This window comes from Herpetosiphon geysericola (genome assembly GCF_001306135.1).
GTDB lineage: Bacteria > Chloroflexota > Chloroflexia > Chloroflexales > Herpetosiphonaceae > Herpetosiphon > Herpetosiphon geysericola.
Window position 1 is genome coordinate 52,637 of the sequence record NZ_LGKP01000005.1, and the last position, 17,615, is coordinate 70,251.

At 52.2% G+C, this 17,615-nt stretch carries 8 protein-coding genes; all 8 read right to left on the bottom strand.

What is annotated here, in order from left to right; all coding sequences use genetic code 11:
* Positions 1-66: 66 nt before the first annotated feature.
* Entirely contained in the window at positions 67-774 is a 708-nt protein-coding gene (locus tag SE18_RS01925; RefSeq protein ID WP_054532735.1) for an RraA family protein, read from the bottom strand.
* A 193-nt stretch (positions 775-967) separates the two neighbouring features.
* On the bottom strand, positions 968-1,246 hold the full coding sequence (locus SE18_RS01930; protein WP_054532736.1) for a hypothetical protein: 279 nt from the start codon (positions 1,244-1,246) through the stop codon (positions 968-970).
* Between the two features lie 321 nt (positions 1,247-1,567).
* Positions 1,568-2,407 carry a TylF/MycF family methyltransferase gene (locus tag SE18_RS01935; RefSeq protein WP_054532737.1) on the bottom strand — a complete coding sequence of 280 codons (840 nt, stop codon included), beginning with the start codon at positions 2,405-2,407 and terminating at the stop codon, positions 1,568-1,570.
* A 226-nt stretch (positions 2,408-2,633) separates the two neighbouring features.
* On the bottom strand, positions 2,634-3,827 hold the full coding sequence (locus tag SE18_RS01940) for a glycosyltransferase (RefSeq protein WP_054532738.1): 1,194 nt from the start codon (positions 3,825-3,827) through the stop codon (positions 2,634-2,636).
* 68 nt (positions 3,828-3,895) lie between these two features.
* Positions 3,896-4,666 (bottom strand): thioesterase II family protein, encoded by a 771-nt coding sequence (locus tag SE18_RS01945; protein ID WP_054532739.1) that lies wholly within the window; start codon positions 4,664-4,666, stop codon positions 3,896-3,898.
* On the bottom strand, positions 4,644-8,561 hold the full coding sequence (locus tag SE18_RS01950; protein WP_083469666.1) for a type I polyketide synthase: 3,918 nt from the start codon (positions 8,559-8,561) through the stop codon (positions 4,644-4,646). The genes SE18_RS01945 and SE18_RS01950 overlap by 23 nt, the downstream gene beginning before the upstream one ends.
* 19 nt (positions 8,562-8,580) lie before the next feature.
* Positions 8,581-11,964 (bottom strand): non-ribosomal peptide synthetase, encoded by a 3,384-nt coding sequence (locus tag SE18_RS01955; RefSeq protein WP_054532740.1) that lies wholly within the window; start codon positions 11,962-11,964, stop codon positions 8,581-8,583.
* A 200-nt stretch (positions 11,965-12,164) separates the two neighbouring features.
* The gene (locus SE18_RS01960; RefSeq protein WP_054532741.1) at positions 12,165-17,612 is read right to left on the bottom strand and encodes an SDR family NAD(P)-dependent oxidoreductase; all 5,448 of its coding nucleotides are present in this window, start codon (positions 17,610-17,612) and stop codon (positions 12,165-12,167) included.
* Between the last annotated feature and the right edge of the window lie 3 nt (positions 17,613-17,615).

Sequence of the window (17,615 nt, forward strand, 5' to 3'; positions counted from 1 at the left end):
CATCCCGCGTTCTGAAAAGCAGGTTGCATACCATCCTGCGCGCGCACAATTGGGCTAGTAGGCGCATTATTCCTCGATTGCTCCGCCGATTTGGCGCAAATGCTGGCGAAAGTTTAGGTTTGGATCAAGCGCCCGTTGCGCCATATAGGCCTGAAACTGAACTTGTTCGCGTAATGATTGGCCTGCTTGGATGACGTTTGCTTGTTGGCGTTCACGCTCTGCGATCTGTTGGGCGGTTGCCAAAACCTCAGCGGCATGGGTCGCAGCAACAAACAACACGCCATCTGCATCAGCAAACACATAATCATCCTTGGTTATGGTGCACGTGCCAATCTGCGCGTTGCTGAGCGCTGCTGATTGCCATGGGTCAAGCCGCTGTGGCCCAGCAGCGCAACGCCCAGCGCTAAAAACTGGCAAGCCAATGCGCATTAGATCCTTGGTATCGCGATGCAAGCCCCAAACAACAATCGCTGCTACGCCAGCTGCTTGCGCTTCAAGCACAATTAGATCACCAATACAGGCCTCATCAGTTCGGCCTGCATTATCAATGACCAAAATATCGCCAGCTTGGGCGGTTTCAAGCACAGCGAGGAAAATATCAACACTGCCATAATGCCGAACAGGCAGCGCTCGCCCAACACAATGGCTATTTGGCAGCAAGGCTTGGATTTGTGTTGGCGCCGCGCGCAGCGGTAGGTTGAGGCGTAGACAGGCATCGGCAATGAGCGGGGTCGAAAGTGCTGCGAATTGGTTGGGATAAGCAATCTGATCCATTGCATCCTCCTGGATCGAGGTCTAATCAACATTGATGCTTGTATGATACAAGCGGCGACAAGTGACATTATGGGCCTACCAGAAGGACAATCCTGCTTATACTTGGGAATTTATGGTGGAGTTACTTGGGGCAGGCGCGATGATCGACGCATCGCGCCTACGAGAAGAAGCGCTGTTAATGCTGCTTGGGCAATTAGTTCATTACGATCATTGCGACAAAGGCCAGATAGGTGATGCCTGCCAAGGCTCCTAGCAGGTTGGCAATGGTCGAGGCGCCAACGCTGCGCAAAAGAATAAAGCCTGCAATTAACACCCAAACAAGGGTATGACCCCAGCGCAAAATCAAATAGCGAATGCTAGTGGTATCGCCTGGCACTTTATCGCTTGGCCAAACATACACGAAGATTGCTGCAATAATCAGTGCCAACATCGACCAAACTATTGCTGGAATACCTAAAAAACGTGTACTCATTTGTACTCCTTCACACTACGAGTTAATTGATCGCGCGTTTTTAATCGCGCATAGTTGTTTCTCCTCCCTTCCGTCCCTCCGCTGGAGGGAGACGCAGGGGGTTTTCATCCCCCTGCACCCCCTAATATGTATGTTGTGGATTGTTGCTGTTGCTGCTATTTCCCCATTCTTCTCCCTTTGCGCTCTTCGCGTTCTTCGCGCGCTTCACGGTTTCTCAAGCCTAATCCCTGTTCCCTAACCCCCGATCCCCAACCTTCATTGTTGGGTTTCTAAATCTCAGCCTTCGTGATCTTCGCGCGCTTCGCGGTTAGATTTCATCCTTCATCCTTGGCCCTTTTGCCAAAAGACCGAATCTTCGTCAATGGGCTGCATGGTGACGGTTTCGCCAATTGATTCGAGATAATCATGGACAGCGTTGTAGCACTCTTCGAAGGTCGCATAATCATCAACAATCACATAGCCACCTTGGGAAACTTTGGGGTACAAGGCCTCTAAAGCATCGTAGGTTGAATCGTATAAATCGCCGTCTAAGCGTAAAAGGGCCAAATTATCGATTGGCGCTTGATGCAGGGTATGGCAAAACCAACCCTTGAGAAACTTAACTTGATCATCAAGCAAGCCATATTGCTCGAAATGTTTGCGCACGTCGTCGTAGGATGTGCCCTTCCACAGTAAGTCGAGAATATCTTGGATGGGCTTGGGCGGCGGGCCATGTTGCTCTTGAGGCAAGCCAGGCGATTCGGTTTCGCCAAGCAGCCCTTCAGCTTCGTTTTTGGGAAAGCCTTGGAATGAATCGGCAACCCAAACTGTGCGATCGCTACAATTGTAGGCTTTGAGAATGCCGCGCATAAAGATCGTAGCTCCGCCGCGCCATACGCCAGTTTCAATCAAATCGCCAGGAATTTGCTTTTCGAGAATGTCGGTAACTACAGTTTGAATATTATTCAGCCGATGCATGCTGAGCATCGTATGGGCTTGGCTCGGCCATTCGTGACCATTCAACCGTTTCTCGCGATCAAAGGTGCTGTAGGGGCCGGTGTAGGGTGCGGCCATGCTAAATGGCTCATACACAATATTGCGTAACGGCTGATCTTCATAGACCAAGCCCATAATACAGCGCTTCAGTAGATCAAGATAAAGCTGGGCTGTTTCGTTCGCCATTGGTTGATAATCTCCCTTGCAAAAAATTCTTGATTGGATTCGTGATGATTAATACCCCTTATCCTTCGTTTCTTCCCTATACTTAACAATCATTTCACCACCCTTCCGTCCCGCCTCAAGGCGGGAGACACAGGGGGCTTTAATCCCCCTGTACCCCCTCAAGGGCATGGAGTGGTGAACAGGCATCCACCGATGAACCAGCGTTGCCGTGGTTCGCAGCAAAAACTTACGCTTTTAATTGCGCCAAATTGGTTAATAGCTCAATTACCCGCTCTGGGCCTGGTAGCTCGCGAATTTCTGCTTGAAAGCGTTGGGCGTTGTTGCGATAGCGGGGACTTTGCAATAGCTCGCGGACGCTGGCCCGAATCGATTCAACCGAAAACTCAGCAACCCATTGGTCGAAAAATTCTTTGGGTTGGTTGGGCAGGCGCAAGACCTTGCCTAAACCAAGCTCTGCCGCTCGCATTGCGCCTGCTGGCTCTTCGCCCGCCACCGGAATCATCAACAACGGCATGCCATGGCTCAGTGCTGACATAATCGTGGCAAATGGGCAGTGGGTGATGAACAGATCGCAATGCGGGAAGAGCAAGGCTTGAGGAATGTATTGCTCAATATACACATTATCGGGCTGCGGCCCAAAGTGGGCTGGATCTTGTTTGGTGCCAACCGTCAAAATCAAATTAATTGGCTCGTCGCGCAACGCCTCAAGAATCATTGGAAAGATCGTTGGCGTATCAAAGACTGAACTCATTGAGGCATAGACGGTTGGCCGATCGGGCAATTGCGCGACCCAGGCTGGCAATTCGCCATCGCTAAACCGCGTAAAACGCAATGGCCGCAACGATTCCATAGTCGGAATTTCCTTGGGCTGAAACGAGGGTGGCGCGAAGGCTAGATATAAGCTTGGATAGAGCATATCCATGGTTGGGTAGGGTGCTAGGCCATAGGTGCTGCGCAAATAGGCTAATTCCTCGCCAATTAACGACTCGAGCGCATTCGCCGAGAGAAAATAGCTAATGCTGATCGTCGCTTGGGGAATGTCCAGAATTTCGGCGGCAATACAACTGCCAAACTCAAAATCGTTGCGCACAATCAGATCTGGTTGCCACGTTTTACAGAGGTTAAGCAGATCCGCAACCATCGCATGCGCGGCAGCATCGGCGAAAATACTGCCCAAAATTGCCTGCCCTTGCTCGGCAAACGGCAGTTCGAAAATCTCGGGAAAGGTTTGGGCCATTTCTGAGGAAAGCCACGCTAAGCCAGCAGGAAAACCATTAAACCCCTTGGCAACGATGCTTGGCAGCATTTTTGCCGATACTGCAAAGGCCACATCATGCCCAGCTTCTTGCAACACTTGGGCAACTGGCAACATGGGATTCAAGTGGCCAATGCCAGGATTCAGGACAAATAAGGCACGCATTGAACAATCTAATCCTTTCGGGCTGTGAGGCGGACTAGCCGCTGTGAACAGTGTTCTTGGCTAACCTGCTAGGCTAGCGATGTGACCGACCTGACCAATGCTTGGATGTGTTGGTTGACATGCTTGGTTAGCTCGTGTTGCGATGGGTTGTGCAGATAGAAATGATCGCCAGGCATAAGCTTAATCTCGCATGCATTGCTGGTATGGCTGCGCCACAATTCAAGCTCAGCAGCGGCAACACTTGGGTCGTCGAGGCCACCATAGACCACCATTGGGCAATCTAGCACAATCGCATTGCTGTAGCCGAAGGTTTCGCAGACCGCAAAATCGGCGCGCAAAATCGGTGTTAGTAATTCGACTAACTCTGGATGCTGCAAAATATCTTTGGGCGTGCCATTGAGTTGCAGCAGCCGATCCCAAAATTGCTGGTGTGGCAACTGGTGAATTACGCTTTGGCGCGGGATATGTGGCGCTGTATGGCCCGAAACGAACAGCATTTGGGGCCGCAGTTGATGCTCATGGTGCAAGCGCCGACTGAGTTCATAGCTGACCAACGCGCCCATGCTATGGCCAAAAAACACGAACGGCTTTTCCTCAAGCAAGGGTTTAATCACCGGAATTAAATCGTTAAGCAATTGCTCCAAATTGGTATAAGCAGGCTCCATGAAGCGTTTGCCTCGGCCTGGTAACTCAATTGCACATAGCTCGACAGCTTGGTCTAGCTGTTTGGCCCATTGATGAGCGCGTTGCGCTGTGCCCCCTGCGTAGTGAAAGCAAAAGAGCCGCAGCGCAGCGTTTGGTTGCTTACGCAACCATTCAATCCATAAGTGTGATTTCATGCGATCCTTCATGGTGTGATGATGCAAGTTTCAAGGATGAATCAGCAGCGACGTTCTTCAAGGCGGCTGCCAAGTGGCGTGCCAAGATTGGCAGGGCTGGCTCGCTCAGCAAGGTGTTGTGCGTGCCTGGGATGGTCTGGATGTGAATCTCACCACTCACAAACTTCCCCCAACCCAAATCGGCCATGTGATAGGCGGCTTGGAGTTGATCGTCGTGTTGGCCAGCCAAATCGGCAGCCCGTAAAATCAATACCTCATTAGGATAGGTCGCTGGTTGATAATTCCAGACTGCTTGCGAATGGGTGCGAAAGGTTGCTACAAGGTGGCGCAAGCGCACCAGTGTGTAACTCTCGGGCAAGCCAAGATGCTGCTTGATAATCTCCAAAATCTGATTCCACATGGCCGTATCTGGCTCGGCCTTGGGATCGGCAATGCCCAAAATGCTGGCATCGACGCCAAGCATCGCAATCAACAACTCCAGATCGGTCAGTTGTTCAGGCGATGTGCCAGTCAAGGTGGCGGGAGTGTCGATTAATGCCAACAAGCCAACAGTTTCGCCTTGGGCCACCAAGTAGCTCGCCATTTCAAAAGCAATCGAGCCACCCATCGACCAGCCGCCAAGCAGATATGGCCCTTGCGGCTGAACCTGGCGGATATCGCTAAGATAGCGTTGCGCCATCACTTTGACATCGTTCAGTGGCGTTTCTGGGTGCTCCAAGCCAAAGGCTTGAATGCCATAAAATGGGCGTTGGGTGCCAAGTAATTGGGCCAAGCCTGCATAGACGTTGGCCATGCCGCTCATTGGGTGAATGCAGAAGAACGGGGCTGCTTGGCCTTGCGACTGCAAACGCACCAATGATGATTGCTGCTTGGCGTGCGGCGCAGTTTGGGCTTCGATCAATTGGGCCAATTCGGCAATGGTTGGCGCTTCAAATAAGCTGCGTACCCCTAGATTGGTCTGGACTTTTTCTGTTAGGTGGGTGGCGATTTGCAAAGCCAACAGTGAATCGCCGCCTAACTCAAAGAAATTATCGTGGATTCCAATCATTGGCACACCCAAAACTGCGCCCCACAATGCGCAAATGGTCTGTTCGAGGCTGCTGTTTGGGGCAACATATTCGCTTGTAAGCTGAGGCCGTTCGTAGCTATTGGCTGGATCGCTTTGCTCTGCCAGCTCTTGGTTGTTGGCTGCTTGGGCAGTTTCAGGCCCATTCGCGGCTTCAGCGGTGTTGATAAATTGCTCAACCCAATAGCGTTTGCGTTCAAATGGATAGGTTGGCAGGGCGATGCGGCGCGGTTTACCCACAACCCGTTGCTGCCAATCGATCGCAACGCCAGCGATCCACAAACGGCCCAGCGCATTCAACAAACATTGGCTATCAGTTTGCTGATCTTGCGGGTGGCGCATCGATTGCACCACAACCCGCTCGGCACTAAAGCTGGCTTGGGCACGGGTTAAGGTCGTTAAGGTTTGGCCTGGCCCAACTTCGAGAAACACGTGAGCAGGGTTTTGCAAAAGCAGGCTCATTCCAGCGCTAAATCGGACGGTTGAGCGTAAATGCTCAACCCAATAGCTTGGATTCGACCATTGTTCTTCGGTCATCCAATCGCCTGTTACATTCGAAATATAGGGAATTGTGGCAGGTTGCATGCTGATCGTTTGGGCAAAGGCGGCAAATTCTGCCTCGATTGGCTTGAGCATGCTCGAATGGGCCGCTACGCGAATTGGCACGCGACGATATTTGATCTCGCTGGTTGCTAGCTGCTGCTCAAGTGCCTCAATCGCGGCAATTGGCCCGGCGACAACCGAATGCTCAGGGCTATTGAGCGCAGCCAGCGAACATTGGTCGCCAAGCAACGGCAGGACCTCAGCTTCTGACAAGCTAAGATTAATCATCGCCCCGTCTTCAAGCCGATCCATTAATCGGCCACGCAACTCGACCAAACTGAGCGCTGCTTCCAGCGAGATTGAGCCAGCCACATGGGCTGCCGTGTATTCGCCCAAACTATGGCCGATTAAGGCGACTGGTTGAATGCCCCATGCCAGCCACAATTGGGCTAAGGCATATTCGGTGATGAAAATTGCCAACAAGCTGGAGTGCATGCTGGCAAGGTGTTCTTCATCGATGTTGGAGTTCGGCAGATACACGAATTGACGCAGATTTGCACTGGTTGTGGGGTTGAGCAGGCTTAAACAGCGCTCAACTGCTTGGCGAAAGATTGGCTGGGTTTGATAGAGTTCTTGGCCCATGCTTGGGTATTGCACGCCACCACCAGGGAACATAAACACGACTGCTGGGGTTGTGGCGCTAACTTGGCCGCTGACCATGCGTTTATCGCGCTGGCGCAAAATTTGGCTGGCCTCGGCAATCGATTGACAAACCACAACCCGTCGATGATTGAAGGCTTGGCGACCTACCTGCAACGTATAGGCAACATCGGCCAAGTTGAGCTGTGGATTGGCTTCAAGGTGCTGGGCTAGATTTTTGGTCGCCGCGTTGAGGGTCGCACGATTGCGCCCAGAAATCACAAGCATTTGCAAAGCATCGGTTTGTGCGCTTGGTTCAAGCGTTGGTGCTTGCTCCAGCACCACGTGCGCGTTTGTGCCGCCAATCCCAAATGAACTCACGCCCGCGCGGCGCACTGGCTGATCTGCTGGCCAATCGCTGAGTTTTGTATTGACATAAAATGGCGAGGTTTCAAGCGCAAGTTGAGGATTTGGGGTTTGATAATGCAGGCTCGCAGGAATTTTATTATGGTGGAGCGCCAGCACGGTTTTGATCAGGCCAGTAACACCTGCTGCTGTATCGAGATGGCCGTAATTCGATTTAACCGAGCCAAGCATACAGAACTGAGTTTTTTCAGTTTGCTGGCGAAAGGCCTTGGTGAGCGATGCAACTTCAATCGGGTCGCCAAGGGCGGTGGCAGTGCCATGGGCTTCGATATAGGAAATTGTGGCTGGATCGACATCGGCAACTTGTTGGGCGGCGCGAATGACCGCTGCTTGACCGTCGATGCTAGGCGCGGTGTAGCCGATTTTCATTGCTCCATCGTTGTTGACCGCTGAGCCTTTGATCAAGGCATAAATCGTGTCACCATCGGCGAGGGCATCGTCAAGTCGTTTGAGCACAACAACGCCTGCTCCATTGGCATTGAGTGTGCCTTGGGCTTGGGCATCGAAGGGCCGACAGTGACCATCAGGCGAGAGAATGCCGCCTTCTTGGGATTGATAACCTTGCTGTTGCGGCACGCTAATCGAAACCCCGCCCGCAAGCGCCATATCGCATTGGTAGCTCAAAAGGCTTTGGCAAGCCAAATGGGTTGCAACCAATGAGGTTGAACATGCACTTTGGACGCTAAAGCTGGGCCCGCGCAAATTAAGCTTATAACTGACTCTGGTGGGCAAAAAGTCTTTATCATTGCCCATAATTAATTGAGCCAGATCGGGAATTGTGCCCCGCCCTTGTTGGCTAACGAGGTTGCGCAGCAAGTAGGTATTTAAGCTTGAGCCAGCAAACACACCGATCAAGCCTGGGTAGGTGGAGGCGTTGTAGCCAGCATGCTCGACTGCTTGCCACGCACATTCCAGGAAAATCCGTTGCTGTGGATCGAGCAATTCTGCATCGCGTGGCGAATAGCCGAAAAAGCTCGCATCGAAAAGCTCAATGCCTTCGAGCACCGAACCAGCTTTCACATACCGGGGATGGGCCAATTGCTCAGGCGTTACGCCTGCGGCCAGCAATTCAGTAGCAGCAAAAAACGTAATGCCTTCGGCGCCAGCACAAAGCTGTTGCCAAAAACTATCAACATCGGGCGCTTTGGCCCAGCGCCCAGCTAAGCCCACCACGGCAATATCAAGGCTGCCATCGTTGGCAAAGGTTTCATCATGACTCATCGTCGTTATCCTATCTTTGTTAACGGCGGCGACGTTGGCGTTGCAACGCTTGGCGCTGTTGTTGGGCACGATTAGCGTGATCAACAAAGGTTGAGGCTTGGGTCGATTGCTCGCTGCTCAGGTAGGCGGCGAGGGTCTGAATCGTTGGGTACTTGAATAAATCCAACAGCACAAGTTCGCGGCCCAAAAGCTCTTGTAGCCGACTATGCACTTGCACCATTGCCAGCGAGTTCCCACCAAGATCGAAGAAATTGGCTTGGGTGCTGATTGGCGCTTGTTGCAAAATCTCTTGCCAAAGGCTGGTGATGGTTTGTTCAAGGTTATTTTGTGGCTCAAGCGTTTGGCCGCTGGCTTGATTGTGGCTTGGCGCTTGTTGGGCAAGGCTGCGATAATCGATCTTGCCGTTGGGGGTAAGCGGCATGGCTTCAACCACAACGAAGGCTGCTGGCACGGCAAAGGCTGGTAATTGTTGTTTGGCATAGGCCTGTAAATCGGCAGCGAGATCGTATGGCGCTGGAGGCTGGTTGGTTCCGACTGCATGTTGCAGTTCGTTGGTTGAATCGGCGGCAGTCGCATTAGCCACAACATAGGCAATTAGCCGCGCCGTACTGCTTGCTTGATCGTGAAGCAGCACCACGCTTTGCTCAACTGCTGGATGGGCATTCACAATACTGCTAATTTCGCCAAGCTCAATGCGATGGCCGCGTAATTTAATCTGCTGATCGATCCGGCCAATAAATTCAATTTGGCCATCAGTTCGATAGCGCCCAAGATCGCCAGTCCGATACAAACGCTGGCCTGGGATTGAACTAAATTGGTCGGGCACAAAGCGCTCAGCAGTCAGCTCAGGGCGGTTGCGATAGCCACGGGCTACGCCAACCCCGCCAATATAGATTTCGCCAATCACCCCAACAGGCACAATATTCTGGTGCTGATCGAGCAAATAGATTTGGAGATTGGCCAGTGGGCGACCAATGGGCGGCGTGGTTGTGAGGCTTGGCTCAAGTTGAGTCAAACTGGCACAAACGGTGGTTTCGGTTGGTCCATAGGCATTGATCAGGCGGCGATCAACTGCCCAGCGTTGGACAAGCTCGTTGCTTGAAGCCTCGCCAGCAGTAATCAGCGTAGTTAAGCTTGGCGTTTGATCTGCTGGCAACACCGTTAATAATGATGGTGGCAAGGTTGCAACGCTCACGTTGTGCTGGCGAATAAAGCCGAGGACGTCGGTGCCTGCGGCCAAACCGCCTGCTGGCATCAGCACCAAACTTGCGCCAGCTAACAAGGCCATACCAATTTCCGAAATTGCTGCATCGAAACTCAATGAGGCAAATTGCAGCACCCTGCTTTGCGCAGTTACCCCAAAGCCAGCAATCTGAGCTGTTACAAGGTTACTTAGGCCCTGATGGTTGACCATGACCGCTTTGGGCTTGCCAGTCGAACCTGAGGTGTAGATCAGATAGGCCAAATTGGATGGCTGAACCATGCTTGAGCAATTATCCGTTGGCTCGCTGCCATCACATATCGTAGCAAGGTCGAGGATGGTCAACTCATTGTGTTTGAGCGCTTGCACTTTTTCGAGCAAATGGCGTTGGCTCAAAACCAGTTCTAGCTTGGAATCGTTGAGCATCCATTCTAAGCGCTCGCTTGGGTAGGCCGGATCAAGCGGCAGATAGGCTGCGCCTGCTTTGAGGATTGCCAACAAGGCTATAACCATCGCAAGCGAGCGATCGCAATAGATGCCAACTAAACTCTCTGGGCCAATGCCTTGGGCTTGCAAGCGATAGGCCAATTGATTGGCTCGTTGATTGAGTTCCTGATAGCTGAGCGCTTGATCCTCGCCAATCAGGGCGATTGCGGTTGGCGTTTTGGCGACTTGGGCTTCAAAAAGTTGCGGGAACAGCTGCTGATTGGGATAGGCTTGGCTGCTGGTATTCCAATCCTTGATGATCTGGGTTTGCTCGGCGGGCGTGAGCATTGCCAATTGCGAGAGCTTGGCTTGGGGTTGCTGCGTGATGCTGCTCAGCAAAGTGACATAATGCTGGCCCATGCGCTCAATCGTGCTGGCATCAAACAGGTCAACATTATATTCAATCGTGGCGCGCAGGCCATTATCAAATTCCACCAGCGACAGCGTGAGGTCGAATTTTGAAGGACTCGCTACATCTTCCAAAATATCTAAGCCTGAATGACTGCCACCGATGGCAACATTTTGCAGCACAAACAACACTTGGAACAACGCCGAACGACTGAGATCGCGGCTTGGTTGCAAGGCATCGACCAACATTTCAAACGGCAAATCTTGATGCGCATAGGCTCCAAGCGCCACTTCGCGTACCTGTGCCAGCAATTCGAGGAAACTTGGGTCATTAGTAGTTTTGACGCGCATAACCAAGGTATTGACGAAGAAACCGATCAGATCTTCAAGTTCGCGGCGATTGCGATTGGCAATTGGCGAACCAACGATAATATCATTTTGGCCGCTGTAGCGCTGCAACAAACAAACCCAAGCGCTGAGCAGTAGCATAAATAAGGTTGCTTGCTGCTGCTGACTGAGTTGATTGAGTTGATTAGTCAGCTCGCCGCTGATCCAAAAGGTGTGCCGCCCACCTTTGAAGGTTTGGATTGCAGGCCGTGGCCGATCGGTTGGCAAGGCAAGCACCGGCAATTCGCCAGCAAGCTGGGTTTTCCAATAGCTAAGTTGCTGGTCGAGCGTCGCGCCTTGTAGCCATTCTCGTTGCCACGCGGCAAAATCTGCATACTGCAAGGCCAATGGCGCGAGCTGTGGCAGCGGCTGCTGGTTTTCCAAGGCGGTAAAAATCGCTTCAAACTCTTGGATAAAGATTTTGGCCGACCATGCATCGAAGGCAATATGATGCATGGTCAGCAATAAAATGTGCTCAGCATCGCTAATCCGCAGCAATTTGGCCCGAAATAGCTGATCATGGCGCAAATCAAATGGCTGCTCGGTTTCAGTTTGGATCGCTTGGTGGAGGGCTGCTTCGCGTTCACTAGCATTTAATTGACTGAAATCGCTGAGCGCTATATCGATATGTTCGACCGCCATAATTGCTTGCTGTGGCAGGCCATCGACCATACTGAAGCTGGCGCGCAATGGCTCATGGCGCTGGACAATCGCGGTGAGGGTTTGGCTTAGGATACTGGTTAAATTGCTATAGCTTCCGCGAATTTGCATGGGAATTGAAACGTTATACAGCGCTGCATTGGGCTGAAGTTGCTCAATCAACCAGAGCCGTTGTTGGGCAAACGACAATGGATAGCTGTTTTGATCGGGCCGTGGCTGAATTTGCTGGGCTGGTTTCGTGCCCTTTGCTTGAACTTTTTGCAACAATAGGGCGCGTTTGGCAGGCGAAAGGGCCGCTAAACGCTCAGAATAATCATTCACAATCAAACCTCATGGCGCATATAAAAACGACTATCAATCCCCTCACCATCAGCTTTCAAGGATTAGTTTTACCAATCCTTGGCCATTAGCATTGACCGGGGTCGCCACCCTCTTACAAGGGTAGGTTTTAGTAATCATGCGTGATTACTACCCTTCCGTCCCGCCTCAAGGCGGGAGACGATGGAGCCGACACAACAGCCTTACAACCCAGCTTGAATCTCCGCTTCCGATAGGCCTTCAAGCTCGGTCAACAGCGCTTCCATATCTGCTGCGTCGATTTGTTCAAGTTGCAAGTTTTCAATTGTTGTTGCTAGCTCGGCAATGGTTGGCGCGGCGAAGAGCTGATAGAGCCGAACTTCGAGCTGAAAGCTATCGCGCAAGCGTGAGACAAGCTGGGTTGCTAGCAGCGAATGCCCGCCCAAGGCAAAAAAGTTGTCGTGAATCCCAATTTTGGGCTTGTCGAGAATCTCCTGCCAAATGCTGACCAACTGGCTTTCAATGCTCGTAGTTGGTTGATCAACGACGGCATGCTGGTTTGCAGTGCCAATTTGACTGAGCGCAGCATAATCAATCGCGCCACTGCTGGTGCGGGGCAAGGCGTCAACTTGGTACCATTCGAGGTTGGCTGCGCCAAAATAGCTCTGCGCTAGTTGGCGATAGCGCTCGTGGCTGAGCGGGCCATGCTGATTGGTCGTATAGAGATTAAGCTGTTGTTGCACTGGTTGATTGGTTGCGATATACGGTCGCAAAGCTGGGCTATCGCCGTTTAAGCCAATCATCAACAGCGAATATTGCTGCTGGCTGATGCCTGCGAGCAGCGATTGCAAGCCTTGGCGCACGCCAATCAGGCTATAGCCGCGCTCTGCAGAAAGGCCACGAATCTGCTGAGGATTGTTGAGGCTCATGCCAATGTTGTCCCATTGCGTCCAGTTCAAACAAAGCGCCTTTGGATGCGAGGTTTGGCGTTGATGCAGCATAAAGCTATCGAGGAAGCTATTGGCCGCCGAGTAGGCGCTAAATGTTGCGCCGCCAAAGAAGCTATTAATCGACGACATCGCGATAATTGGCAGCTCAGGTCGCTTGAGTAAGGCTTGTTGCAAGGCCCAAGTGGCATAGACTTTGGGTGCAAACATCATTTCAAAGGTCGCAAGGCTTTCGTTGGCGATCCAGTGGCGCTCCATCACCGTCCAGTGATAGGCCAAATTGCCAGCCCCAGCAAAGTGAAATACCCCAGCCAATGGCTGATTCCAGCGCGCTTCGGCAGTGTTAATCAGATCTGTGATCTGCGCAGGATCAGTCAGATCAAGCGCTTGATATAGCACATCGTTGCTGAGATCGCTCAGATCTTTGTAGGCGCGGAGCCGTTTGGCTAGGCTACTATCGACATTCAAATGACTAGCCCAATCATCTGCCAATGGCAACTCAGTCGAGCCAGTAATCACCAGCCGCGCGTTGTAATTTTGCAGCAACCAGCGGGCAAATTGGCTGCCAATGCCGCCAAGTCCACCAGTAATCAGATACAGGCCACCCTTGATCAGCGGCGATTCAATCGGCGCCGCTTGTTCGATTTCGGCCTGAACCAGTGCTGGCACTAAGCGTTGGCCTGCCCGATAGGCGACCTCGGCTGCATGTTTGGGCTGAGCCAATTCATGGCAAATTTGCTGGCTATTGGTTGCTGCTGGCGCAGCATCAAGATCAAGATGCTGGCAACTGAGCCAATCAAGCTCTAAGGGAATTGTTTTGAGCAAGCCATGGATTGGTGCTGCTGCATACACCACCTGATCGCTTGGATTAATTGCATGACTTTGCTGCGAAACCACGGTTAAGTGCGCGTTGGTGAGCTTTTGCGTGGCAAGCGCTTGGGTCAAGTACAGAATGCTATATGCTCCCCGAGATTGAGCTGCCGCCAGTTCGCTTGCTTGAGTGATCTGGCTTGGTAAATCAGAGCTATACAGGTGAATATAATCGTGAATATTGGCTGCGCTGAGCGCCGTGACCAGCTGTTGGTAGTGCTCGCGATCACTGAGATTAATCGTGTAATGGCGCTCGTGCTGGCTGAATGTTGCGCCAGCACTGACCAGAACCCACGCCCGTTGGTGCTGTTCGAGCACAGCGATCACGGCGCGAGCAAGCGCGGTATCATCGCTGAAAATGGCATAACTTGGCTTGAGCAAGGCTAGATTTCTGCGCTGGCTGGTTGGTTGCCATTGTTTGCTATAAAACCAGCGTGGCAGCGTTTGCTCGTTGGCCAAGGCCAGATCGATCCGCTTGCTGAGCGCGCGAAAGTCGCCAGCGAGGTAGCGTTGGCTCAATTGCGAACGCTGAATTTTGCCAATTGCCGTTTTGGGAATATCGGCTTTGGCAACTGGCAGCACCGCGCTAGGATTGATGCCAATTTTCTGGACGACAACTTCGCGAATGTGCTGAATTTGCTCAAGCTGCTCGGTAAAATCAGTTGATTTCGAATTGTAGAAAATGACCAGCGATTCAGTGCCACCTGCATGTTTGCTGGCCACGCTACAGGCTGCGCTATACGAAACCTCAACGCCAGCGATTGTTTCAACCAAGGCTTCGATTTCGTGGTTGTGATAATTAATCCCATTGATGATGATTACATCTTTTTCGCGGCCAGCAATTGTCAAACGGCCTTGGTGCAAAAAGGCCAAATCGCCAGTCGTAAACCAGCCATCGCTGGTAAAAACTTCTTGGTTGAGTTCGGGGTTGCGGTAGTAGCCAGCGGTAATTGTCGGGCCTTTAATTTGCAAGCGGCCAATCATATCTTCGCCAAGGATGTGATCCTCGGCGTTGACGATGCGCAAGCTCACCCCAGGCAATGGTGCGCCAACCTCGACGAACGCGACCCCAATGCTGTCGGCGGTTGCTGGTTGAATAACGCTCTGCAACGAAGCTTGATCGAGTTCATGAAAACCGCTGTTCGCGCCAAACACCAATTGATCCGATGAACTAATGCCCGATGAAGTTTCCGACATACCATAAGCAGGATGCATCGCGGAGGCTGGCAGGCCATGAGCTTGCAGCAAGCCAAGGAAATTGAGCGCAGTTTGCTTGTTGATGCCCTCGCCACCATTCAAAATAAAGCGCAAGGCCGATAAATCGCGCTGTCGACTATTAACTCGCTCGTGCTGATCGTTGATGAGGGCATAGGCAAAGTTGGGTGCCCAGGTAATCGTTGCTCGCTCCTGCTCAAGCAGATCAAGCCAACGCACGGGGTCTTCCAAAATATAGTCGGTTTTGGCCTGAATTTGGCGACAGCCCAAGCAAAGATCATGAATGTGGAACATCACGATGCCACCAACATGATCAAGCGGCATCCAATTTAATGAAACATCGTTGTGATCAAAATGATTGTGTTGGGCGCTGGCCTTGGAGCGGCTGATAATATTGTGATGGCTCAGTTCAACGCCTTTGGGCACGCCAGTGCTGCCCGAGGTAAACAGCACCAAGGCTGCATCCTGCGGCGAAAGTTGTTGGTGCTGCTGATCAGGCTGGTGCTGGCGCAACTGTTCTGCGATTTGAATTGCAGCGTTGGCAACGCCCAAGCCATTGAACATGCGCTGCATGTGGCTTAAACTGATTTGTTCGCAGACAATCAACGGTTGTTCCAAGCTTTGCCAAGTATTATAAAGTTTGCTCACCGCTGGATTTTGCGGATCGCTGCTAGTGGGCACTGCCAGCGGCACTGCAACAAAACCGCCAAGCATACAGGCCCAAAATGTCGTCACAAACGGCTCATTATGAGTGCATTGCAATATGACATGCTGGCCTTTTTGCAAGCCTGCCGCCCGCAAGCCAGCCAAAATCGCCTCAGCAGCGGCCAATAACGCCGCATACGATTGAACCAAAACCGTGCCATCGGCTTCGATGTAGCTGATGCCATGCTCAGGATACAGCTTGGCGGCCTGAACCAAGGCTTCGGCCAAGTTAAACGGCGCTTGATCGGCCTTGATCAATGGTTGACCAACGGCCAAAGCTGGTTTGTCGCTCACTACCAATGGTTCGGCAGGCTGCGCGCTGATGTTGCGCTGCGTTGGGCTTCCACGGCCAATTTCAAGCACTGGCAAGATGTCGTCAAGATGCAGCGGGGTTGCTACTGGCACGATTGACTTGGCCACCAGCGCGACTTCTGCGCCATTGGCTGCCTGGTGCAGTTGGACTTCTAAATCGGCCAATTGGCGCGAATCAAGCACGCTGGTTTGGGCTAATTGCTGGCGATCAGGCTGACCGTCGGCCATACGCGGCAGCCGATCGAGTTGAAGCAAGCCGAGCGTTGGCAATTGGCAACCAAGCTGAGTTTCAAGGTAGCCGAGCACTTCGGCAGGATCAATGCTGTGGTTGGCAACCACAAAGCCTGTTAATGCTTCAGCCTGATTAAGCGTAGTGCGGCGTACCACACAGCTTGCCAGAATTGCCGGATGCATTTCGAGCAGGCTTTCTAGTTCTTGCAGCAATAATGGCGCACCAGCCATGTCAAGCGTTGAATCAAGGCTGCCAATGATATTAATTCGGCCATCATCGTGCCAGCGTGCGAGGTAGCGAGTTTGATACAGCTGGGTATCGGCAGCAAATGGGCTAGCAATAAAGCGCTCTGCATTCAAGTGTGCTAGATCAAAGCCAGCAAAAACACCTGCGCCAGCAACATACAATTCACCAGTTAAGCCAATAGGCGCGAGTTGCTTATGCTGGTCGAGGATAAAGGCTTGGGTATGGGGCACGGGCTTGCCGCTATGAATTTGGCCTGCTTGGCTGTGCTCGCCAACCACCGTCAGCAATTGCATGGCCGGAAAACCATAGTAGTTGTGCCAGGCAGTTTGTTGCTGTTTGAGCTGGTGCTTCAGCGCCTCGCCAGCAAGCAAACCTTCGCCGCTGCTAAGAATATGCCGAACTTTGGGCAAACCAAGGTTGGCTTGTTGAAGCTGGTCCAGGGTTGCGAGGCTCAAGCCTAATGTCTGTGGTTGCTCTGCATTGTCCTGCTGATGCAGCGCTTCAAGCGTGCTAAAGCGCAGTGTGCCGCCACTTGCCAACGTTGCCAAGCTGATAAACGCCGCAAAATCGGTAAATTCTGTGCCAAGCCACATGCTCTGTTGAAAGTTTACTTTGGCTTTGCTCAGGTTGAAATCGATAAAACTCAGCAAATTGGCTTGAGTAAGCTGGCCTGCTTGCAGCAAACCACTAGGATGCGAGGCATAGCTCAGGGCAATAATGCTTTCGGCGGTTGCTACAGCTGGCTCAATTGCAACCAAATCGTTGTGCAACAGCTGTTCAAATTCGCTGCTTGGAGCCTGATCGGCGACCAACGCCAGCGTATCAGCTGTGCCGACCACCAAGTGTTGGCGGGCAATGCTGCTGCGTAGGCGAAAGCCTGCCAAATTAGGGCTGAGCAAGCTATAGCGCGCGCCCACCAGCAATGTTGCTAGCAGCGTGCAGCAAACATCAATTGGCTTGGTGAGCAAAATTGCCACCGTACTGCCAGCGCCAATCTGCTTGGCAACTAAACCATTGGCCAGCTGGTGGGCGCGCGTCGCAAGCTCGCCATAGCTCAGCACCTGCTCGTCATCGATGAGCGCTACGTGGCTCGCTTGCTGTTCAACGCTCGTTGTAAAACGGCGCTGGATACTCTGAAAATCCATGTC

Excerpts from the sequence above, each read along its gene's own strand:
- SE18_RS01935 (WP_054532737.1), bottom strand. The coding sequence starts at position 2,407 with ATGGCGAACGAAACAGCCCAGCTTTATCTTGATCTACTGAAGCGCTGT.
- SE18_RS01960 (WP_054532741.1), bottom strand. The coding sequence starts at position 17,612 with ATGGATTTTCAGAGTATCCAGCGCCGTTTTACAACGAGCGTTGAACAG.
- SE18_RS01950 (WP_083469666.1), bottom strand. The coding sequence starts at position 8,561 with ATGAGTCATGATGAAACCTTTGCCAACGATGGCAGCCTTGATATTGCC.
- SE18_RS01930 (WP_054532736.1), bottom strand. The coding sequence starts at position 1,246 with ATGAGTACACGTTTTTTAGGTATTCCAGCAATAGTTTGGTCGATGTTG.
- SE18_RS01945 (WP_054532739.1), bottom strand. The coding sequence starts at position 4,666 with ATGAAATCACACTTATGGATTGAATGGTTGCGTAAGCAACCAAACGCT.
- SE18_RS01940 (WP_054532738.1), bottom strand. The coding sequence starts at position 3,827 with ATGCGTGCCTTATTTGTCCTGAATCCTGGCATTGGCCACTTGAATCCC.
- SE18_RS01925 (WP_054532735.1), bottom strand. The coding sequence starts at position 774 with ATGGATCAGATTGCTTATCCCAACCAATTCGCAGCACTTTCGACCCCG.